We start from the raw sequence: 20,819 nt of genomic DNA, 5'->3' as shown, positions 1-20,819 counted from the left end.
TTGGCCGCGTTCACTGCTGGGACGAAGCCGGGCACGGGTTCTCGACATCGCCGCCCGAAATTTTTTTGGCTCCTCCGGACGAGCCCGGGTGAGCCCTCTCGCGGAGTCCGGATCCACGGAGCGGCGCGAGGGCGGGACGGAGCAAGGCCTCCCGGGCCGGCGGCATCGGGCGCCTGCACCGGGAGATGGCTTCGCGCGTCACTGCATGTGTGCTCCCGCGTCACTGCGTGTGTGGTCCTGGCGCGTCGTGGTACGCCCGGACCGATGAGTTGTCCGGTACGGAGAGCATGCACGTCCTCGACGTCACCCGCGATCCCGACCGGCGTGCTCGTTGCGCGAGTATCGCAAGGGGATCCGTGACGAGCCGCGCGAAGCGGTCGCGGCGCCCGATGCCGTCCGCGTCGTCGAGCGCGCGGGCAACGCGCTCGACGAGCTCCGGCGCCGTGTCCGGCCGGTCACGCCCGGACGTCGTGGGCGCGACGCCGTGCAGAGACCACGGAAGAGCCCGCCGGAATCCGGCGGGCTCTTCCGCGCGCGGTGCGATCCGGTTCTCCGCGGTGCGGCGCGTCACCGCCGTCGATGCCCGAGCGGCGGCGAAGGCGGCAACTACGGGGTCACACACTCACGGCTTGGGCAGGGCACACCCCGGCCGGCTGAGGTCGAACTTGTTGCCGGTGCCGATGCACGGCACGATGCCGTAGGTCTCCTGGGCGTAGTTGATGCCCTGGCGCACCGTCACATTGCCGCTCTCGTCGACCTCGCACGGATTGTTGTCCGTGCACCGCTGGCCGTCCTCGTTGCCGGTGTTGTTGACGGCGACGACCTTGCCGGTCGCGTTGTCGATCACCGGGGAACCGGACGTGCCGCCGATGGTCTGGCAGGCGGAGGTGTAGCGGACCGAGTCCTTCCAGGTCCACGAACCTTCCTTGAGACGGTAGACGAATCCGTCCACGTTGCAGGCGTACGTGCGCTTCCAGTAGCCGGAGACGACAGTGATCGCGGTGCCCTGGACGGGGTGCGCGGTGTTCAGCTCCAGCGCCTTGATGCCGTAACTGCTCTCGATCTGCGCGTAGGTGCGGGTGAGTTGGTACACCGATATGTCGGTGTCGGTCATCGTCCCGTACGCGATCTTGCTCGCCCGCAGGGTGCCGACACCGCTGCCGGCGGCGTTCAGCAGGGTGAAGCTACGGGTGGACGGCTGGTCGAACACCACCTCGCCCGGTCCCGGGAAACCCGACTCCATGCAGTGCCCGTTGGAGAGCACGAGCGCGGGGTCGTTGGGCTGGGAGTCGGGCGTGCGGACGACGGAACCGGAACAGTTGCTGAGCGCGACGGTCCCGGCGAAGTTGACCGCCTTCGGCTTGATCTGTTCCTTGGGCTGGATCTGTGCCTTGACCGTGCCGGTCGCTGCCGCGTCGTGGCCGGTGGCCGCGGTCGCGGGTGCGATTCCCGTCCCGAGGAGCAGAACGGTGAAAAGCGCGCCGACGAGAGGCTTCTTCATGTGGGGGTCCCCTCTAGTGACCTGTGCAGGGCCCGAACGGCCCCTGCGACCGAAGTTCTTTCGGTTTTGACATGCGCATGTTGGCGTACGCGAGGGGCCCCCACAAGGGGAGGTTTCCAGCCACCCGGCCTCGGACCGCCCGATACCGGGCCGTCCGGATTCGGGCCGTCCGTTCTCAGGCCTTGAGCACTCACGTCAGGAAGCGCGTGCCCTGCCGGACCCGACCATCCGTGCCCGGATCGGTCGGATCGGCCGGGCGGTGCGGCGGGGCGCCGAAGCGGGCGAGGCAGTGCCAGACCCTCTTGAGCGACTGCGCGTCGTACCGGCCGCCGCGGACGGCGTCCCCGATGATGCGCGCGTCGAGCACGCCGTCCTGCGCGATCTCGGTGCCGAGCTCGACGATCTCCGCGCCCCGATAGCCGGGACGGCGCCGCAACTGCTCTACGGTCAGCCGGAACCCCTCGTGCCACTCCGTGCGGCAGGGGAGCCGGCCGGCCGCCTCCTCGACCGGCGTGGACCGGTAGCCGGGGTCCAGCACCAGGGCCTCGACATGGCGGTCGAGGACGACCGGGCCATGTATCTGCGCCTCGATGTAGTCGTCGAGCGCGTCCCGGTCGTCGGCCTCGGCCAGTTCGATGAGGTGTGTACCGGAGGCGACGCCGAAGTCCGTCGGCTCGGCGGCGCTGTCCGGGTAGCAGAACGTGGCCCGAGGCAGGGTGTCCGCGGTCAGCCGGAAGTACGAGGAACCGAACCTCGGCGCCGCGCCGACAGCCTTCCGACGGAAGTTCAACGCGCCGTACACCGGACGCTGTTCGGCGGGCGCTTCGTCGTACGCGCCGCCGAAGATCCGGCTCTCCCAGCGCCACCGGTCGCCGCCCGGGTGCGCGGTCAGGCCGCCGTTGCTGGTACCGGTGACGAACTGCGACCGGTACACACCGTCCTCGGCCAGCCGGTCCAGAATCGGCCGACCGCCCACCAGCCGGTCGGGGTGGAAGTTCAGTGTGAGGGGCAGGCCGGGGTCGAGCGGCCGGCCCGTGGACCGGGACGCGACATGGCTCAGGGCCCGCGCCTGGGGCGACGGGGAAGGAACTGCGGTCACCGGCGCAGTGTGCCGGAGCGCGGTCCACCGCCGCACTCGGATTGCGCTCGGCCGATGGCGGCGGGAGCACGGTCCGGCCCGCCCGGCCGCCGGATATCGCCCGGACGGTCACCGCCGACGATGGCAGAATGCCCGCCATGACTGATGCCGTGAAGGGCCCCGCGAGCTATTTCCCGTCGATCGAGAAGAAGTACGGCCGCCCGATCACGGAGTGGAAGGACCTCATCCGCTCCTCCCCGCTGACCAAGCACATGGAGATCGTCAACTGGCTCAAGTCCGAACACGGTTTGGGGCACGGACACGCCAACGCCCTGGTCGCGCACACGCTCGCCGAGGACAAGGGCGCGTAACGGCCTGGTGCACGATGGGGAGTGGATCGGCGAGCGGCGTCATACGGCTTCGGATCCGAGGCGGAGGAGGGAGGCGACGCGGAGCGTCGTCGACCGACGACAACGCCGGAGGCGAAGTCGCATAACGCCGGGAGCCCGCTCGCTGTCGCGCACCAGGCCGTAACCGCGGGCGCCCGTCAGTGCTGCGGCCGCTCGGCGTCCACGAGGATGTTCTCCCTTCCCCAGGCGCCGAGCGGCGCCAGTGCCTCGTTGAGCCCGGAGCCCAGCGGGGTCAGTGAGTACTCGACGCGCGGCGGCACCTCCGCATGCACCTCCCGGTGCACGATGCCGTCCTCCTCAAGCTCCCGCAGATGTGACGTGAGCACCTTCTCCGTCACCCCCGGCACCATCCTGCGCAGCTCGCCGAAGCGGCACACCCGCTCGTTGAGCGCCCAGAGGATCAGCACCTTCCACTTGCCGCCGATCACGTCCATCGCGGCGTCGATCCCGCAGACGTACGCCCCCGGCCTCCGTACCGTCCCCATGGCCCAGCCCTCCCACCTGCTCGCTCACCCGGCGGTAACCACCCACTTCGAAGTGCGTACTTGATCACTTCCGGGCCTGCGACAAGCCTAATCGGCATGACCGACAACGCATTCGAGAAGTCGCCGCTCACTCTCCTCGGGCTCGGTGCCATGGGTACCGCGCTCGCCCGCGCCTGGCTCGCCGCCGGGCATCCGCTCACCGTCTGGAACCGCGGGCCGGGCCGGGCCGAACCGCTCGCCGCAGAAGGGGCCCTCGTCGCCCCGACCGCCGCCGAGGCGGTGGCGGCGAGCGGGCTCGTCGTCGTGTGCCTGCTCGACGACGCCTCGGTCGACGAGACCCTGACCGGCGTCGACCTGGCCGGAAAGGATCTGGTCGACCTCACCACATCCACCCCCGCCCAGGCCCGCGCCCGCGCCGCCTGGGCCCGCGAGCGCGGGGCCCGTTTCCTGGACGGCGGGATCATGGCGGTCCCGCCGATGATCGGCGCCCCGGGCTCCGGCGCGTACGTCTTCTACAGCGGCTCCCGCCCCCTCTTCGACGCCCACCACGACGTCCTGGCCGTACCGGCCGGCACCTCCTACGTCGGCGAGGACGCCGGTTTCGCCGCCCTGCACGACGTGGCGCTGCTGAGTGCGATGTACGGGATGTTCGCCGGCATCTCCCACGCGTTCGCCCTGGTCCGCAAGGAGAACATCGATCCGACGACTCTCGCCCCGCTGCTCGCCGACTGGCTCGTCGCCATGACGCCCTCCGTGCGCGCGTCCGCCGCCCAGCTGGCCGACGGCGACTACGCACGGGGGGTCGTGTCCAACCTCGCCATGCAGGTCGCGGGCAGTACCACGCTGCTGCGCACGGCGGAGGAACAGGGGGTCAGCAGCGAGCTGCTGACCCCGTATCTGGCCCTGATGGAACGTCTTCTCGCGGACGGGCGGGGCAACGAGAGCACGACGGGTGTGGTGGACCTGCTGGTCCGCTGAGTCACCCGTTTGCGTACGGTCGGCGCATGACGTCCGATCACGCGGCCGATCACGGCCGACGCCCCGGCCCCGGCATCGATCTCGACGCCTGTCTCGCCCGCATCGGCTCGACCGGGGAACGTCGGCCGACCGCGGAGGTACTGCGCTCCGTGCACCGTGCCCACGCGCTGGGCATCCCGTTCGAGGGTGCTCCACGTGCTGGCGGCCGACTTCGGTGTCCAGCTGCCCCGGGGCACACGACCGCCGGAGTGACGCCACGGGGCGCACGCCTGTCCGAGTGACGCGATGAGCACGGGAGTGTGCCCCTTCGGGGACGCGCCTCCCTCACGGGCCGGGGGCTCACGGGCCGGGGGCGCACGGGCCGGGGGCGCACGGGCCAGGGCGCGCCCTCTTCACGGCGCTCACCCCTCGAACACTTGCGCTCACGTGGCGCATCTCACCCGTCCGTCTCCGTCACGTCCCCGTTCCGGCCCTTTCCAAGCCCCGCCCCGTCCCCCACCGGCGTTCCCACGGTCCGGGGACGGTGGACGCATGGCTATGGAAGTCGGGCGACGACGCGCCGAGCACCCGGGTGGGGCAACCGGGGACGGAAGGCCGGGCGGCGCGCGAAACACGGTCGTAAGCTCCCAGACATGCAGGTCATCCAGTCCACGAAGCTCGCCAATGTCTGTTACGAAATCCGGGGCCCCGTGCTGGAGGAGGCGATGCGGCTGGAAGCTGCCGGTCACCGCATCCTCAAGCTCAACACCGGCAACCCTGCCGCGTTCGGTTTCGAGTGCCCGCCCGAGATCCTCGAAGACATACTGCGCAACCTCGCCGGGGCGCACGGTTACGGCGACGCGAAGGGGCTGCTGTCCGCGCGGCGGGCGGTGATGCAGCACTACCAGACCAAGGGGATCGACCTCGACGTCGAGGACATCTACCTGGGCAACGGCGTCTCCGAGCTGATCCAGATGTCGATGCAGGCGCTGCTCGACGACGGCGACGAGGTCCTCGTACCGGCTCCGGACTATCCGCTGTGGACCGCGTCGGTGTCGCTGGCCGGCGGTACGGCCGTGCACTACCGGTGCGACGAGCAGGCCGACTGGATGCCGGACCTCGCCGACATCGAGCGGAGGATCACCGACCGCACCAAGGCGATCGTGATCATCAATCCGAACAATCCGACGGGTGCGGTCTACGACGACGAGATGCTGCGCGGGCTGACGGAGATCGCCCGGCGCCACAACCTGGTCGTCTGCTCCGACGAGATCTACGACCGGATCCTGTACGACGGAGCGACCCACACCCCGACCGCGACGATCGCCCCCGATCTGATGGTGCTCACCTTCAACGGGCTCTCCAAGAACTACCGGGTGGCCGGGTACCGGTCCGGCTGGCTGGCGGTCTGCGGCCCCAAGGCGCACGCCTCCTCGTACATCGAGGGGCTGACGATCCTCGCCAACATGCGGCTCTGCGCCAATATGCCGTCGCAGCACGCCGTGGCCACCGCGCTCGGCGGCCGGCAGTCGATCGACGAGCTGGTGCTGCCGGGCGGCCGCATCCTGGAGCAGCGCGATGTCGCGTACGACCTGCTGACCTCCATTCCGGGTGTGACCTGCGTGAAGCCGAAGGGGGCGCTGTATCTCTTCCCGCGCCTCGACCCCAAGGTCTACAAGATCAAGGACGACCGGCAGATGGTCCTCGACCTGCTGCGGGCCGAAAAGATCATGGTCGTGCACGGCACCGGGTTCAACTGGCCGGAGCCCGATCACTTCCGCGTCGTGACGCTGCCCTCGACCGAGGATCTGACGGACGCGGTGACCCGGATCGCGCACTTCCTGGACGGGTACGGGCAGCCGTAACGGGTGGCCTGTCGTTCCCTGAGCCATCTCGGAATCGATTACGGACAACTTTAGACTGAATCCAAGCTAGGATGGTTCCACAGCACCACCAGGAGGCCATCCATGTACGAACCGATCCGCACCAAATCGGTCCACACACCGGCCGACCACGCCGACGACTTCCCGCACCGTTCCCGCGAGGAAGAGCTGGACATCCAGCTCGCCGGACACCTGGCCGCGCTTCTCGCGGTCACCGACGAGCTGGACCTCGGCGTGGCGGGCGACCGCATCGCCGAGCAGGTCGCCAGGCTGCGCGGCGCGCCGCCCGCCCGGCACGCCGGTCGAACCGATGCACCCGCGCTCACGCTCCACCGCCGTGCGCACGCCCTCGCGGGCCGGGCACTGGTGGTGGCCGCGTCCCGTGCCGACACGGCCGTCGCGATCCTCGCGGCGGAGCGCATGGACGCGCACACGGCGGCGGTCGACGCCGCCACCGCCGCCCCGTCGCGACTGGTCGGCGCCCTCTGACGGCCCCGGTCCACGGGCCGTCGAGGCGCGTGGACCGGGTGCCACCCATCCGTGCCCCGGAGGCAGGACACCGGAGCGACCCGCTCCCGTGCCGCCTCCGTTGCGTACTGGGATGCTTACTTCACCTCCCGTCCACCCAACTCCGCCTGGAATGTGGGTTTCCGCGAGCAGGCTTCGGGTGTGAGACGCATCGTGGGAATCGTCCTGGCGGTGCTGCTGATCGGCGGAGTGGCAGTAGCCGTCGCAGTGGGCCGCGACACCGGGGACACGAGCACGGCAACGAAGACCGTGCGTGGAGTGATCGGATCGGAGAAGGCCGAGTTCTTCGCCGATCCCGACGTGGTGAAGGCCCTGGCCGCCAAGGGGTTCACCGTCAAGGCGGAGACGTCCGGTTCCTGGGCCATGGATCGACTCCCCCTCAAGGGGTATGACTTCGCCTTCCCCGGCTCGCAGGCCCCGGCCGACGAGCTGCGGCGCAGGTTCTCCGTCGAGGGCGGACCGCTCAGGCCGTTCTACTCGCCGCTGGTCGTCGTCGCGCACCGCGGCGCCGCTCGGGTGCTGGCGGACAACGGACTCGCGACGCTGAACGGAAAGGCCGGCGGGAAGCTGCTCATGGGCCCGTACCTCGAGGCCGCGCGGGCGGACCGGTCCTGGCAGCAGCTCAAGGGCTCGGGAAAGCACGCCGAGTTGACCGGTACGGTCTTCATCACCAGCACCGATCCCGTCTCGTCCAACTCCGGCGCGCTCTACCTCGCCGCGGCCTCGTACGTCGCCGACGGCGGCCGGGTCGCCGCGGACGAGGCCGCGATCGACCGCACCGCGCCGCTGCTGAAGAAGCTGATCCGGGTGCAGGGCGCGCAGCAGACCAGCAGCGACGCCCCGTTCAGGGACTTCATCAGCGGCGTCGGCAATCCGCTGGTCCTGGTGTACGAGTCGCAGGTCGCCTCGCTGCTGATGCAGAAGCAGGAGGCCGGGGACCTGGTTCTCCTCTACCCCGACACGACCGTCTCCAGCGACCACACCCTCGTCCCGCTGACCGGCACCGGCCGGCGGCTGGGCGAACTGCTCTCCAGCGACCCGGAGCTGCGCAGGCTCGCCGTGCGGCACGGGTTCCGGCCCCAGGGTGCCGCGGCCGAGTTCACCGCCGCCACCAAGGGCCACACCGACTACATCGACCAACAGCTGACCGGGGTCCGTCAGGCGCCCGTGCCCACCGCCACGGTGCTGCGCGCGATGGCCCGGCGGACCCGCGGCTGACGATCCACGCCTCCCGGGAGGTCCCACCCATGACCCAAGAGCCGCAGCCGCCCGCCCTCACCCCGCCCGACCAGGCCGCCCCGCCGCTCGTCCTCACCCCGCCGGAGCCGGTCGCCCCGGTCCGCGCCGAGCAGGCCGCCGGTCTCGTACCGGTCGACGATTCGGTACGGGCGGAGATGACCCGCCGCGCCACCGAGTACATCGGCGGCCTCGCCGGGGTCGACGCCCGGTCGCCCGAGTTCTCCACCCGGATCGGGGAGATCACCTCCCTCGGGCAGGCCGACATCCGCGGTGCCGCCCAGCAGTCCAACCGGATGCTGGACCGCACCGTCCGCTCCCTGTCCGGTTCCGGGGAGGGGGACGCGCAGACCCGGGTGGGCGCCTCCCTCGTCGAGCTGCGCCGCACGGTCGAGGACCTCGACCCGCGCGACACCCCGGGTCGCGGCGCCCGTCGGCTCCTGGCCAGGCTCCCGGGCGGCAACAAGCTCCGCGACCACGTCGCCACGTACGCGTCCGCCCAGTCCACCCTGAACAGGATCGTGGGATCGCTGCGCGGCGGGCAGGACGAACTGCGCCGCGACAACGCCGCCCTGCACACCGAGCGCACCCGGCTCTGGGAGACCATGGGCAAGCTCCAGGAGTACGTGGTGCTCACCGAGGCACTGGACGGCGCCGTCGAGCAGCGCATCGCGGCGACCGCGGCCACCGACCCGGTGCAGGCGGACGCGCTGCGGGCCGACGTGCTCTTCCCCGTGCGGCAGAAGCACCAGGATCTGCTGACCCAGCTCGCGGTCTGCGCGCAGGGGTACCTCGCGATGGATGTCGTGCGCCGGAACAACGACGAACTCATCAGGGGCGTCGACCGGGCCGCGACCACCACCGTCTCCGCCCTGCGGATCGCCGTGATGCTGGCGTCGGCGCTGGAGAGCCGGCGCAAGGTGACCGAGCAGGTGCAGGTGCTGCGCTCCACGACCGAGGACCTGATCCGCGGGAACGCGGAGATGCTCGCCGGCCAGAGCGGCGAGATCCAGCGCATCGCCGCCGATCCGGCGGTGGGCGCGGAGACGCTGCGCACGGCGTTCCAGCAGATCTACCGGACGCTCGACGCCATCGACACGTACAAGGTGCAGGCGACCGAGTCGATGGCGGCGACCGTGGAGTCGCTCTCCGTGGAACTCCGGCAGGCCGGGGCCCACTTGGAGCGCAGCCGGGCCGCCGGCGCCCTTGAGGGCGGGGGTCTCGGATGACGGGCCGTCCCCGACGGCGGCTGAGACGGCTGCGGCGCCGGGTCACGCGCTCGTTCGCCTCGCTGCTGGCCGTCGCCGCGCTCGGCCCGCTCGCCGCCTGCTCCGCGTCGGACGGCGGACCGTCCGGCGGCCCGACGAACGACGACGGCGCCCCGCACCCCGGTACGCTGCGCGTCCTCGCCTCCAGTGAACTCAGCGACATGAAAACGCTGTTGGATCAGGCCCGGAAGGCGACCGGGATCACCGTGCGGCCCACCTGGACCGGCACGCTCGACGCCGTCGAACTGCTCGGGTCCGGCAAGGCCGACGGCGCCTACGACGCGGTGTGGCTGTCGTCGAACGACTATCTGCGGCTGCACCCGGACGCGGCCCGGCGCATCACGTCGGAGACCCCGCTGATGGCTTCACCGGTCGCCCTCGGGGTCCGCCCGGCCGCCGTGCAGCGGCTGGGCTGGAAGCCTTCGGACGTCACCTGGTCGCAGGTGCACCGGGCGGTCGCCGAGGGCCGGCTGACCTATGGAATGACCGACCCGGCCCGTTCCAACTCCGGCTTCTCCGCGCTGGTTTCGGTCGCCTCGGGGCTCTCGGGCGCACAGTCCGCCCTGACCGACGCCGATGTGCGCGGCGCGAGCGGGAAGCTGAAGGAGTTCTTCGCGGGGCAGCGGCTGACCTCCGGCTCCTCGGGCTGGCTGGCCACCGCGTACGCCCGGCGCGGCACGGTCGACGCACTGATCAACTACGAGTCGGTGCTGCTCTCGCTCAACCGCGACCGTCGCACCGGGCTGACCGTGATCCGTCCCCGCGACGGGGTGGTGACCGCCGACTACCCGCTCAGCACGCTGTCCGCCGCCGCACCCGAGGCGAAGGACTCGGTGCGCGCGCTGACGGCCTACTTCCGCACCCCGGCCGTTCAGCGGCAGTTGACCCGGCAGACGTTCCGCCGCCCGGTCGTGCCCTCGGTACGGCCCGCCGCACCGCTCGCCGCCGAGGCACGCCGTGAACTTCCGTTCCCCGGCTCGCGGTCGGTCGCCGACGGGCTGCTCCACTCGTACGAGAACAAGCTCCGCCGGCCCTCGCGCACCGTGTACGTCCTGGACACCTCCGGCTCGATGAAGGGGGAGCGGCTTCGGCAGCTGAAGGCGGCGCTGACCGGGCTGACCGGGGACTTCCGGGAGCGGGAGGAGGTCACGCTGCTGCCGTTCGGCTCGTCCGTGAAGCAGGTCCGTACGCATACGGTCGACCCGGCCGATCCGCAGCGGGGCCTGGCGGCGATCGAGGCGGACACCGCCGCGCTGACGGCGAGCGGGGAGACGGCGATCTATTCGAGTCTGCGATCGGCCTACGAGCATCTCGGCGACGGCTCGAAGTCCGCGTTCACCTCGGTGGTGCTGATGACGGACGGCGAGAACACGGCGGGCGCCACGGCCGACGGCTTCACCTCCTACTACCGGTCGCTGCCCGCCGCGCGGCAGGCCACTGCGGTCTTCCCGGTCGTCTTCGGCGACTCGGACCGGGGCGAGCTGGACCGGATCGCCACGCTGACCGGCGGCCGGCTCTTCGACGCGACGAAGGACCAGGGGCCGGGCTCCCTGGACGGGGCGTTCGAGGAGATCCGTGGCTACCAGTAGGCCGGACGGCGAGGCGCGGGGCAGATCCGCGAACAGGGTCCTGGCCTACGTCGAGTCACGGAAGAACCTGACCGGGAGCGCCTGCGGGATCGTCGGACTCGCCCTGACCTACACCGGGCTCGCGGGGGCGTACTGGCCGGTGGTGGTGGCCGGGCTGTACGGCGCGGGCGCGCTGATCGCACCCCCCGAGCGCCCGCCCGCCCCGGACTTCCCCGATCCTTCGTCCCGGCTGGACGCGCTGCGGGACGACTTCGGGACCCTGCGGGCGTATCTGGACGAGGTGGAGCTGCCGCCCGCCGCGGCCGGCCGGCTCACCGAACTGACGGAGCTGCTGGCGGGGTTGCTCGCCCCCGGCTGGGTGTCCCAGGCACTGGCCACCGATCCGGAGGGCGTCCACGCCCTGTCGCGCGCCGTGCACCAGGACATCCCGGAGTCGGTCGACACGTTCGTACGGACCCGCTGGTGGACGCGGATCGCGCCCGGAACGGAACCGCCGGAGCGTCATCTGGAGCGGCAGCTGGCGCTGTTGCACCGGGAGGCGGAGGCCTTGGCGACGGCGCTGCGGGAGGCGGAGACGCGACGGCAGCAGACCCACACCCGGTATCTGGAGGACCGGGGCCACAACGGGTAGCGCGATGGGGCGGCGGTCCGGGCGACGCCCCGGACCGCCGCTCAGGGAAGCGGGACGGTGGTCGTCAGTTGCGGACCCGTACCGTCGCCGAGGCCGTCGACGCGCTGTGCAGGGCGTCGCCGGCGTAGCCGACCTCGTACGTCACCTGGCCCGTGGCCCGGGGCAGGTCGTTGATCGTGAAGCTGCCGTCGGCCGCGACGGCGGCCGAGGTCAGCGTGCCGGTGCCCTTTCTGTCGGTGCGCTGCACGGAGAGGGTGATCCCGGCGGGGAGGGCGCGGCCCCGGCCCGACAGGGTGCCGGTGATCGTGAGCCCCCCGCTCTTCGTCGCTTCGGCGGGGGCCGTGAGCGCAAGGGTGGTCGGGGCCTTGGCGACCGTGACAAAGAGGGTGCTTTCCTCGGCCGGGCGGTGGGTGATGTCGCCGGTGAAGGTGACCGTGTAGGTGGCGTCGCCGACCAGCGACGGGACGTCGAGAACGGTGAACGAACCGTCGGCGTCGACCTCGACGGGGGCGAGCCTGCGCTCGCCGTTCGCGTCGTGCCGTACCGCCGACACCCTGACCGGCTCGGTGGGCGCCGGCCCGTCCAGCTCCAACCGGCCCCGGATGCCGAGGGGTTCGCCGACGACGGGCTGTCCCGGGGTGGTGGAGAGCGCGCCGGTGAAGCGGGAGTCGTACTGGGCGGCCGGGGGCTGGATGACATGCAGCCAGTACTCGTTGCCGGCCGTGCTGGTGGTGACCGCGAAGAGGTGCGCCCCGTCCTTCGACCAGCCGAGTCCGCGCGGCGCGATCCGGTCCCCGTCGAGCGCGCCCTCGAAAGCGAACTCCAGCGGGGCGGTACCGGCCGCCGGGTCGGCCGGCTGGACGAGCAGATCGGCCGTGCTCCCGGTCGCGGCGGCGCCCCGCGCGATGTAAATACCGTCGCCGCTGAAGGCGACGGCGGACGCCTTCGCCCCCTCGGGCAGCGGCTGGTACCCGGCCGGCGCGTCGGACAGGTCGGCGGCGTCCAGGAGCCGGGTGCCGTAGGCGGCGTCGGCGACGGCGATCCACCGGCCGTCGGGGGACTGGGCCATGTCCTTCATGTCGAGCGCGCCCTTGCCCCCGGCGTCCGCGAACCGGCGTTCCGGGCCGCGCACGAGCGTGTCGCCGCTCGCGTCGAGCGTGGTGAGGAAGGGGTTGGCCTCGCCGGTGTTGCGGGCCTGCGCCATCACGATGCGGTCCGGGACCTCGGGGCCGCTCGTCAGCCGCAGTCGGCCCGTCGCGTTCCATCCGGTGCTGGTGGGCCGGTCGCCCGCCGTGCCGTACAGCCAGGTCTGGCGGTTGTCGCATTCGGTGGTGAGGTACGGCGTCTCGGTGTGCCACTCCTTGCCGCCCGCGAAAGCGACGTCGCGCGGGCAGGGCACGTCGTACGCGGTGTACGTGACACCGGTGCGCTCCTGGGTCACGGTGTCGAAGGCGAGGATGCCCGAGGACTGCGAGACGTGGAGCGTGCCGCTGTCCGCGCTCAGGGCCATCCCGGACGGCGCGGACGCGGTGGGCAGCGAACCCACCCTCTGGCCCCGGAAGTTGTAGACGTGGACCTGGTTCGCGTACGGGTTCCGGCGGTCGTCCGTGATGTAGACCCGCTCGTGCACCGAGTCGACGACCATCGCCGAGTACGAGGAGATCGGCAGCTTGGCCACGGTGTCACCGGGCACGGTGCCGTCGGCCGCGACGGCGGCGGACGGAGCGAGGGCGGTGAGCCCGGCGGTGCCGAGTGTCAGCGCGGCGAGCGTCGCCGCGATACGTATGCGGTGCTGATTCCTTCTCAACTGAGTCCCCCACAGGCTCGGTTGGTCCCCGGCCGACCGAGCCGGAGGCATGTGAAGGGACATCGGATCTTGTGGAGGTGCCGTGCGCAAGGGCAGGGCGATGCCGGGCTGTTCTTCATGAAACCGGCAGGAAAAGGACGGAGCACGGGGCGGAACATGGGAAGACCCCCGGAACCGTGAGGGGATTCCGGGGGCCGTACCGCGGCGGGCTGTTGACCCCACAGGTCAGGGCGGATGTCCGAGAGCCCGGCCGCGGGGCGTGCGGGGCGCACCCGCGCGGGTGCGCCCGGGGGCGTCAGCCCAGGCGCCGGACCAGCGCGCGGTACTCGTCCCACAGCTCCTTCGGCGCGTGGTCACCGAAGGTGTTGAGGTGCTCGGGGATCAGCGCCGCCTCCTCGCGCCAGACCTCCTTGTCGACGTTGAGCAGGAAGTCCAGGTCCGAATCGGAGAGGTCCAGGCCCTTGGTGTCCAGGGCGCCCTTGGCGGGCAGGACACCGATCGGGGTCTCGACGCCCTCGGCCCTGCCGTTCAGGCGCTCGACGATCCACTTCAGGACGCGACTGTTCTCGCCGAAGCCGGGCCACACGAACTTGCCCGCCTCGTTCTTGCGGAACCAGTTCACGTAGTAGATCTTCGGAAGCTTCGACTGGTCCGCCTTGTCCGCGCCGACCTTGACCCAGTGGGCCATGTAGTCGCCCATGTTGTAGCCGCAGAACGGCAGCATGGCGAACGGGTCGCGGCGCAGCTCGCCGACCTTGCCCTCGGCGGCGGCGGTCTTCTCGGAGGCCACGTTGGCGCCGAGGAAGACGCCGTGCTGCCAGTTGAAGGACTCGGTGACCAGCGGCACGGCCGAGGCGCGGCGACCGCCGAAGAGGATGGCCGAGATCGGCACGCCCTTCGGGTCCTCCCACTCGGGTGCGATGATCGGGCACTGGCCGGCCGGAACGGTGAAGCGGGCGTTGGGGTGGGCGGCCGGGGTCTCGGACGCCGGCGTCCAGTCGTTGCCCTTCCAGTCGGTGAGGTGGGCCGGAGCGGTCTCCGTCATGCCCTCCCACCAGACGTCGCCGTCGTCGGTGAGTGCGACGTTGGTGAAGACGGAGTTGCCCCACATGGTCTTCATGGCGTTGGCGTTGGTGTGCTCGCCGGTGCCGGGCGCGACGCCGAAGAATCCGGCCTCGGGGTTGATCGCGTAGAGGCGGCCGTCCTCGCCGAACCGCATCCAGGCGATGTCGTCACCGATGGTCTCGACGGTCCAGCCCGGGATCGTGGGCTCCAGCATGGCGAGGTTGGTCTTGCCGCAGGCGCTCGGGAACGCGGCGGCGATGTACGTCGGGGCGGCGGCCTCGTCCTTCGGCGGCGTGAGCTTGAGGATCAGCATGTGCTCGGCGAGCCAGCCCTCGTCTCGCGCCATGACGGAGGCGATGCGCAGCGCGTAGCACTTCTTGCCGAGCAGGGCGTTGCCGCCGTAGCCGGAGCCGTACGACCAGATCTCGCGGTCCTCGGGGAAGTGCGAGATGTACTTGGTGCTGTTGCACGGCCACGGAACGTCTTCCTGGCCCTCTTCCAGGGGTGCGCCCAGCGTGTGCACGGCCTTGACGAAGAAACCGTCGGTGCCCAGCTCGTCGAGGACGGCCTGACCCATGCGCGTCATGGTGCGCATCGAGACGGCGACGTAGGCGGAGTCGGTGATCTCGACGCCGATCGCGGAGAGCGGGGAGCCGACGGGGCCCATGCAGAACGGCACGACGTACATCGTGCGACCGCGCATGGAGCCGCGGAAGACGCCCTTCTCACCGGTGAAGATCTCCCGCATCTCGGCGGGGGCCTTCCAGTGGTTCGTCGGACCCGCGTCCTCCTCCTTCTCGGAGCAGATGAACGTGCGGTCCTCGACGCGGGCGACATCGCTCGGGTCGGACGCGGCGTAGTACGAGTTCGGGCGCTTCGTCCCGTCCAGCTTCGTGAACGTGCCCTTGGCCACGAGCTCCCCGCACAGGCGCTCGTACTCGGCCTCGGAGCCGTCGCACCAGACCACCCGGTCCGGCTGGGTGATGGCTGCGATCTCGTTCACCCAGGAAACGAGTTCCTGGTGGTCGGTGGGGGCAGTGAGGGGAGCCGCGATGTCGCGCGCCACGATCGCTCCTTGATGAGGGTGTCTGTTTGGTAGTTGCCCCGTGGGGGCTGCGACCCGGATGCTTCGACCCCTTCGAATCTCGTTGGCGCTCATCCGGTGCCGACCGCACTCATTTGATCATCCGACCGTTTCACCCATATGTCCAGGGGGCCGCACACGTGAGCATCACCACTCGCGACCGTTACCTACGGTCCCGTAGGTACGATGCGGGAATGACTGCTGCCGCCGCCGCGCCCGAGCCAGCCGGGATGGAATCAGCCGAGTCCGACACCGCCCCGCCGAAACCACGGATGCGTGGCTGGCTGCACGCCGGGATGTTCCCCGCCGTGATCGTCGCGGGGGTCGCGCTGATCGCGCTGACGGACAGCGCCCGCGGCCGGATCGCCTGCGGCATCTACGTCCTGACCGCGTGCCTGCTGTTCGGCGTGAGCGCCCTCTACCACCGCGGCACCTGGGGCCCGCGCGGCGAGGCCGTGCTCCGCCGGCTCGACCACGCCAACATCTTCCTGATCATCGCGGGCACCTATACCCCACTGACCCTTCTCCTGCTCCCCGAGGCGACCGGGACGCCGCTCCTGTGGGCGGTCTGGGCGGCGGCGGCCGCGGGCATCGCCTTCCGGGTGTTCTGGGTCGGCGCGCCGCGCTGGCTCTACACGCCCTGCTACATAGCGATGGGCTGGGCCGCGGTCTTCTTCCTGCCGGACTTCATGCGGACCGGCGGGATCGCGGTGCTGGTGCTGGTCGTCGTCGGCGGACTGCTCTACAGCGCGGGCGGCGTCATCTACGGCATCAAGCGGCCCAATCCGTCACCGCGATGGTTCGGCTTCCACGAGGTCTTCCACTCGCTGACCCTGGCGGCCTTCGTCGTGCACTACGTCGGCATCTCGCTGGTGGCCTACAACCACAGCTGAGCACCCCCTTCCCCCTCCCCCGCAATGGCCGTGGCCCGAAAGCCGCGGCCATTCGCCATGTCAGGACCCCGACGCGGGCAACGTATTGACATCAACAATCTTTTGAGAGTTACTGTCATTTGACATCGACCCCCAAAGGAGCATTCCCATGAACCGACGCTGGTGGGCCCTGGGCGCGCTGGTCGCGAGCATGCTCGTTCTCGGATTCGACATGACGATCCTCAACGTGGCGCTGCCGACCATGGCCGGACAGCTCGGCGCCACCACCGGCGAGCAGCAGTGGATGGCCGATGCCTATGTCGTCGTCTTCGCCGCGCTGATGCTCCCGGCCGGACTGCTCGGGGACCGGTTCGGCCGCCGCCGGATGCTCATCACCGGCCTCGGCATCTTTCTGATCGGCTCGCTCATCGGATCGCTGGCCGACGCCGTACCGGCCGTCGTGACCGCCCGCTGTGTCATGGGCATCGGTGCGGCGCTCGTCATGCCGCTCGCGTTGGCCGTGCTGCCGTCGCTGTTCGGCGCGCCCGAGGACCGGGTCAAGGCCATCGGCATCGTCTCGGCCGCCTCCGCGCTGGGGCTGCCGCTCGGCCCGATCCTCGGCGGCTGGCTGCTGGACCACTTCTGGTGGGGCTCGATCTTCCTGATCAACATCCCAATGGTGGCGATCGGCATCGCTGCCTGCGTGTTCCTGCTCCCGGAGACCAGCGACCCGGCTTCCCCGAAGGTCGATGCCGTCTCCACCACCCTGACCGCGACCGGTCTCGGCACGCTGATCTACGCGATCATCGAGGCGCCCGGGCGCGGCTGGGGCGACCCGCTGGTGCTGGGCATGCTGGCCGCCGGTGTCGCGCTGATCGCCGTGCTCGTCGTACGGGAACGCGGCGCCGGGCGCCCGATGCTCGACATGTCCCTGCTGCGGCAGCGGCCGTTCCTGCTGAGCACGCTCGCCGCGACTCTGGTGATGTTCGTGATGTCGGGGCTGCTGTTCATCCTGCCCGGCTACCTCCAGGCGGTCCTGGGCCACGACGCCTTCGGCACGGGGGTGCGGATGCTGCCGATGATGGGCGGGCTGATCGTCGCCGCGAAGACGGGCGCCCCCGTCACCCAGCGGTTCGGGGCGCGCGCCACGATGACGGCGGGCCTGGCCGTGCTCGCCTTCGCCGCGTTCCTCGGCAGCCGTACGACGATCGACAGCGGCTACGGCTTCACGGCACTGTGGCTCTCCGTCGCGGGGGTCGGCTTCGGCTTCGCCGTCGTCCCCGCGATGGACGCCGCGCTGGCCGCCCTGCCCGCGGACCGTGCGGGCAGCGGGTCGGGGCTGCTGATGACCGTGCGGCAGACGGGCAGCGCCCTCGGGATCGCGTTGCTCGGCAGCCTGCTCGCCGGTGCGTACAGTGGCCGGCTCGACACCACCGGCGTACCCGCCACCGCGGCCGACACGGCCGGGGACTCGGTCGTCGCCGCCCATGCCGTCGCGGCGAAGCTCGGCGCGCAGCGGCTGGCCGACTCCGCGGACGCGGCGTATCTGCACGGCATGAGCGTGGTGCTGCTCGTCGTCGCTGTCACATCCCTGGTGTCGTCGCTGCTGGTCGGAGCGTTCCTGACGTACCTTCCCAACGAGTCCCGGGAGGGGACGGACGTGGCCCCAGCGCCCGTCGATGCCTGACAATGGCGACCATGGCCGCCACCTCTCGTACCTCTTCCGTTTCCGCCCCCGGGACGCCTCCCGCGATGGGGCTGCGCGAGCGGAAGAAGCTCAGGACCAGGATCGCGATCCGCCGGGCGACGTACCGGCTGATCTCCGAGCAGGGGTACGACGCGACAACGATCGAGCAGATCGCCGAGGCGGCCGAGGTGTCGCCGAGCACCGTCTTCCGGTACTTCGCGACCAAGGAGGACATCGTCCTCACCGACGAGTACGACCCGATCATGGAGACCGAGCTGCGCAACCGGCCGGCCGACGAACCGCCGCTTGAGTCGCTGCGGTTCATCATGGCCAAGGCGCTGACGGCGTTCCTCGCGAGCGAGGAGGAGGAACTGCGGCAGCGCACCCGGCTGATGGTGGAGGTCCCCGCCATCCGGGCACGGATGACGGAGACCATGTCGGACACGGCGAAGGTGCTGGCGCAGGCGCTCGCCGACCGCAGCGGCCGCAGCCCCGACGACCTGGAGGTCAGGGTGTTCATCGCGGCGGTGCTGGGGGCGCTGCGCGAGGTGACGCTGTACTGGGGCGAGCACGATCTGGAGGACGACCTGATCGTGTTGATCAACCAGGCGCTGGACACGCTCGAAGGCGGGCTGACGCTGTAGCCGGGGCTTCGCCCTCAGTCGTCGGACGGCTCCGTCCTCAGTCGTCGGACGGGCTCGATCCGAGGCTCCGCGCCAGCTCCCGCGGGTCCGTCGTCGGCGCATCGCAGACGAAGTGCCTGCACACATACGCCGTCGGTGCCCCGCCCATCAGCGGCCGGTCCGCCAGCAGCGGGAACTCCGCCCCTGCCGTCTCCCCCGCCACCACCACCGCTCCGGGCGCCCGCCCCAGCAGCGCCGTACGGTGCAGTTCGCCGCCGACCGGCCCGGCGACCGCGACCTCGCGCGGCCCGTCGAGCAGCGCCTCGGCGACCGCGAGCCCCCAGCCGATGAAACGGGGGACGCGCGGACCGAGCGCCTTCACCACGCCCAACGCCCCTTCCGCAGCGGCGCGGTGGGCCTCCGAGCCGGTGTGCGCGGCGTACGAGAGCAGCGCACCGGCCGCGGCCGTCCAGCCCGCCGGGGTCGCACTGTCGGTGGGGTCCTGCGGGCGGCGGATCAGCTGCTCGGCGTCGTCCGCCGTGTCGTAGAGCTGCCCGCCCTCGCCGGTGAAGTGCTGAAGCACGATGTCCAGCAGGAAACCGGCGAACTCCAGCCAGACGCCCTCGCCGGTGACCGCGGCCAGGGCGAGAAAGCCCTCCGCGACATCGCCGTAGTCCTCCAGGACCCCGGCGTGCCCGCCGGACCGCCCGTCCTTCGAGGTGCGGGACAGCCGGGCGACGTCGCCCATGTGGACCCGGACCAGCAGATCCGCCGCCTCGGTGGCGCGTTCGACCAGGTCGGGGCGGTCGAAGTACGCCCCCGTCTCGGCGAGCGCGGCGATCGCCAGACCGTTCCAGGCGGCGACCACCTTGTCGTCCCGCCCGGGGCGGGGACGCAGCTCACGGGCGGCCAGCAGCCTGGCCCGCACCTCGGCGGCCCGGTCCGCGTCGACCGCGGCGCCGGTCCGTGCGAGCCGGAGGACCGAGGCGCCCTCCTCGAACGTGCCCTCCTGCGTGACACCGAAGTACTCGGCGGCGAAGGCCGCGTCCTGTTCGCCCAGAACCTCCCTCAACTGCTCGGGCGTCCACACGTAGTACGCGCCCTCGACGTGCCGGCCGGCTCCGTCCTCACTGTCGGCGTCGAGCGCGGAGGCGAAACCGCCCTCCGCCGTGCGCAGCTCGCGCACCATGAAGTCGGCGGTCTCCAGGGCGACCCGGCGGGCGAGTTCCGAGCCCGTCGACCGCCACAGGTGTGCGTAGACGCGGCAGAGCAGCGCATTGTCGTAGAGCATCTTCTCGAAGTGCGGTACCAAAGGTCCACTAATTCTCGGCGTGAGTACGTACCGATGGAACCCGCCTCCCACCTGGTCGTACAGGCTCGAACGAGCCATCGCGCCGCACAGCCCTTCTGCCATCTCCAGCGCTGCCGCGGAACCGGCCCGTGTGTGGTGGCGCAACAGGAACTCGATCACCATCGACGGCGGGAACTTGGTGTCTCCCTTGAACCAGCCGCTCGCGGGGTCGATGTCCCGGGTCAGCTGGAGGAGCGCCAGGGCCTGAATCTCCTCGGTGGGCGTCCCGGCATCCCCGGTGCTCAGCCCCCGGCCGGCAAGGTCCCGAGTCATCTTCCCCGCGACTTCTCCCACCTCGTCCCGTCGGCTCGTCCAGGCGTTGTGCACGCCTTGGAGTACCTGATGGAAGGACGGCATGCCATGGCGAGCCTCTGGGGGGAAGTAGGTGCCGAGGTAGAAGGGCTCCCCCTCAGGCGTCATGAACACGGACATGGGCCAGCCGCCCTGCCCCGTGGCGGCTTGCACGGCCTCCATGTAGACGGCGTCCACGTCGGGCCGCTCCTCACGATCCACCTTGACGGACACGAAGTGCTCGTTCATGTACGCAGCGGTGTCCTCGTCCTCGAAGGACTCGTGAGCCATGACGTGACACCAGTGGCAGGCGCTGTAGCCGACACTCAAGAACACGGGGATGTCACGCCGACGGGCTTCTTCGAACGCGTCGCGCTCCCATGGCCACCAGTCAACGGGGTTGTCCGCGTGCTGGAGGAGGTACGGGGACGTGGCCTGCGCGAGTCGGTTGGGCATACCCCCATCCTTCCGCA

18 protein-coding genes are annotated in these 20,819 nt (G+C 70.9%); 12 read left to right on the top strand and 6 right to left on the bottom strand.

Annotated features, from left to right (window positions below):
• Window positions 1-622: 622 nt before the first annotated feature.
• Together ACIOHC_RS23985 and ACIOHC_RS23980 are read right to left on the bottom strand one after the other, a co-directional pair.
• The gene (locus tag ACIOHC_RS23985) at window positions 623-1,501 is read right to left on the bottom strand and encodes a serine protease (protein WP_351080341.1); all 879 of its coding nucleotides are present in this window, start codon (window positions 1,499-1,501) and stop codon (window positions 623-625) included.
• Window positions 1,502-1,691: 190 nt separating this feature from the next.
• Window positions 1,692-2,600: a DUF3626 domain-containing protein gene (locus tag ACIOHC_RS23980; protein ID WP_365689396.1), complete on the bottom strand. Its 909-nt coding sequence runs from the start codon at window positions 2,598-2,600 to the stop codon at window positions 1,692-1,694.
• A 137-nt stretch (window positions 2,601-2,737) separates the two neighbouring features.
• On the opposite strand from ACIOHC_RS23980, the gene ACIOHC_RS23975 reads away from it, so the two are divergent.
• On the top strand, window positions 2,738-2,950 hold the full coding sequence (locus tag ACIOHC_RS23975; RefSeq protein ID WP_351080345.1) for a DUF4287 domain-containing protein: 213 nt from the start codon (window positions 2,738-2,740) through the stop codon (window positions 2,948-2,950).
• A gap of 176 nt (window positions 2,951-3,126) precedes the next feature.
• On the opposite strand, the gene ACIOHC_RS23970 is transcribed toward ACIOHC_RS23975, so the two are convergent.
• Entirely contained in the window at window positions 3,127-3,474 is a 348-nt protein-coding gene (locus ACIOHC_RS23970) for a helix-turn-helix domain-containing protein (RefSeq protein ID WP_365689398.1), read from the bottom strand.
• Between the two features lie 96 nt (window positions 3,475-3,570).
• Between ACIOHC_RS23970 and ACIOHC_RS23965 the strand changes: the two genes are divergently transcribed.
• The 8 genes from ACIOHC_RS23965 to ACIOHC_RS23930 all read left to right on the top strand — a co-directional run bounded on the left by ACIOHC_RS23965 (window position 3,571) and on the right by ACIOHC_RS23930 (window position 11,566).
• Complete coding sequence (locus tag ACIOHC_RS23965; protein WP_389637941.1) at window positions 3,571-4,452, top strand: NAD(P)-dependent oxidoreductase; 882 nt, start codon at window positions 3,571-3,573, stop codon at window positions 4,450-4,452.
• 26 nt (window positions 4,453-4,478) lie between these two features.
• On the top strand, window positions 4,479-4,733 hold the full coding sequence (locus tag ACIOHC_RS23960; RefSeq protein ID WP_351080407.1) for a hypothetical protein: 255 nt from the start codon (window positions 4,479-4,481) through the stop codon (window positions 4,731-4,733).
• A 351-nt stretch (window positions 4,734-5,084) separates the two neighbouring features.
• Complete coding sequence (locus ACIOHC_RS23955; protein WP_351080351.1) at window positions 5,085-6,296, top strand: pyridoxal phosphate-dependent aminotransferase; 1,212 nt, start codon at window positions 5,085-5,087, stop codon at window positions 6,294-6,296.
• Between the two features lie 102 nt (window positions 6,297-6,398).
• Window positions 6,399-6,803, top strand: a complete 405-nt coding sequence (locus ACIOHC_RS23950) for a hypothetical protein (protein ID WP_351080353.1) — start codon at window positions 6,399-6,401, stop codon at window positions 6,801-6,803.
• Between the two features lie 153 nt (window positions 6,804-6,956).
• Entirely contained in the window at window positions 6,957-8,060 is a 1,104-nt protein-coding gene (locus ACIOHC_RS23945; protein ID WP_389637939.1) for a hypothetical protein, read from the top strand.
• A 29-nt stretch (window positions 8,061-8,089) separates the two neighbouring features.
• Window positions 8,090-9,307, top strand: coding sequence for a toxic anion resistance protein (locus tag ACIOHC_RS23940; RefSeq protein ID WP_351080355.1), 1,218 nt, complete (start codon window positions 8,090-8,092; stop codon window positions 9,305-9,307).
• Window positions 9,304-10,935 (top strand): substrate-binding domain-containing protein, encoded by a 1,632-nt coding sequence (locus ACIOHC_RS23935; RefSeq protein WP_401843878.1) that lies wholly within the window; start codon window positions 9,304-9,306, stop codon window positions 10,933-10,935. The genes ACIOHC_RS23940 and ACIOHC_RS23935 overlap by 4 nt, the downstream gene beginning before the upstream one ends.
• The gene (locus ACIOHC_RS23930) at window positions 10,922-11,566 is read left to right on the top strand and encodes a hypothetical protein (RefSeq protein ID WP_389637938.1); all 645 of its coding nucleotides are present in this window, start codon (window positions 10,922-10,924) and stop codon (window positions 11,564-11,566) included. The genes ACIOHC_RS23935 and ACIOHC_RS23930 overlap by 14 nt, the downstream gene beginning before the upstream one ends.
• A gap of 64 nt (window positions 11,567-11,630) precedes the next feature.
• Here ACIOHC_RS23930 and ACIOHC_RS23925 read toward each other — a convergent pair whose 3' ends face one another.
• Both ACIOHC_RS23925 and ACIOHC_RS23920 read right to left on the bottom strand, forming a co-directional pair.
• Window positions 11,631-13,373, bottom strand: coding sequence for an Ig-like domain repeat protein (locus ACIOHC_RS23925; protein WP_401843875.1), 1,743 nt, complete (start codon window positions 13,371-13,373; stop codon window positions 11,631-11,633).
• 295 nt (window positions 13,374-13,668) lie between these two features.
• Window positions 13,669-15,504, bottom strand: coding sequence for a phosphoenolpyruvate carboxykinase (GTP) (locus tag ACIOHC_RS23920; RefSeq protein WP_351080361.1), 1,836 nt, complete (start codon window positions 15,502-15,504; stop codon window positions 13,669-13,671).
• Window positions 15,505-15,716: 212 nt separating this feature from the next.
• On the opposite strand from ACIOHC_RS23920, the gene ACIOHC_RS23915 reads away from it, so the two are divergent.
• The 3 genes from ACIOHC_RS23915 to ACIOHC_RS23905 all read left to right on the top strand — a co-directional run bounded on the left by ACIOHC_RS23915 (window position 15,717) and on the right by ACIOHC_RS23905 (window position 18,725).
• On the top strand, window positions 15,717-16,415 hold the full coding sequence (locus ACIOHC_RS23915) for a hemolysin III family protein (protein ID WP_351080362.1): 699 nt from the start codon (window positions 15,717-15,719) through the stop codon (window positions 16,413-16,415).
• Between the two features lie 148 nt (window positions 16,416-16,563).
• On the top strand, window positions 16,564-18,081 hold the full coding sequence (locus tag ACIOHC_RS23910; RefSeq protein WP_401843872.1) for an MFS transporter: 1,518 nt from the start codon (window positions 16,564-16,566) through the stop codon (window positions 18,079-18,081).
• Window positions 18,082-18,092: 11 nt separating this feature from the next.
• Complete coding sequence (locus ACIOHC_RS23905) at window positions 18,093-18,725, top strand: TetR/AcrR family transcriptional regulator (RefSeq protein WP_401843869.1); 633 nt, start codon at window positions 18,093-18,095, stop codon at window positions 18,723-18,725.
• 37 nt (window positions 18,726-18,762) lie between these two features.
• On the opposite strand, the gene ACIOHC_RS23900 is transcribed toward ACIOHC_RS23905, so the two are convergent.
• Window positions 18,763-20,802, bottom strand: a complete 2,040-nt coding sequence (locus tag ACIOHC_RS23900; protein WP_401843867.1) for a thioredoxin domain-containing protein — start codon at window positions 20,800-20,802, stop codon at window positions 18,763-18,765.
• Between the last annotated feature and the right edge of the window lie 17 nt (window positions 20,803-20,819).

Source organism: Streptomyces sp. NPDC088252 (assembly GCF_044740965.1).
Classification (GTDB): Bacteria; Actinomycetota; Actinomycetes; order Streptomycetales; family Streptomycetaceae; genus Streptomyces.
Note: the sequence above shows the minus strand (reverse complement) of the source record. Positions and strands in the feature narration are given on the sequence as shown.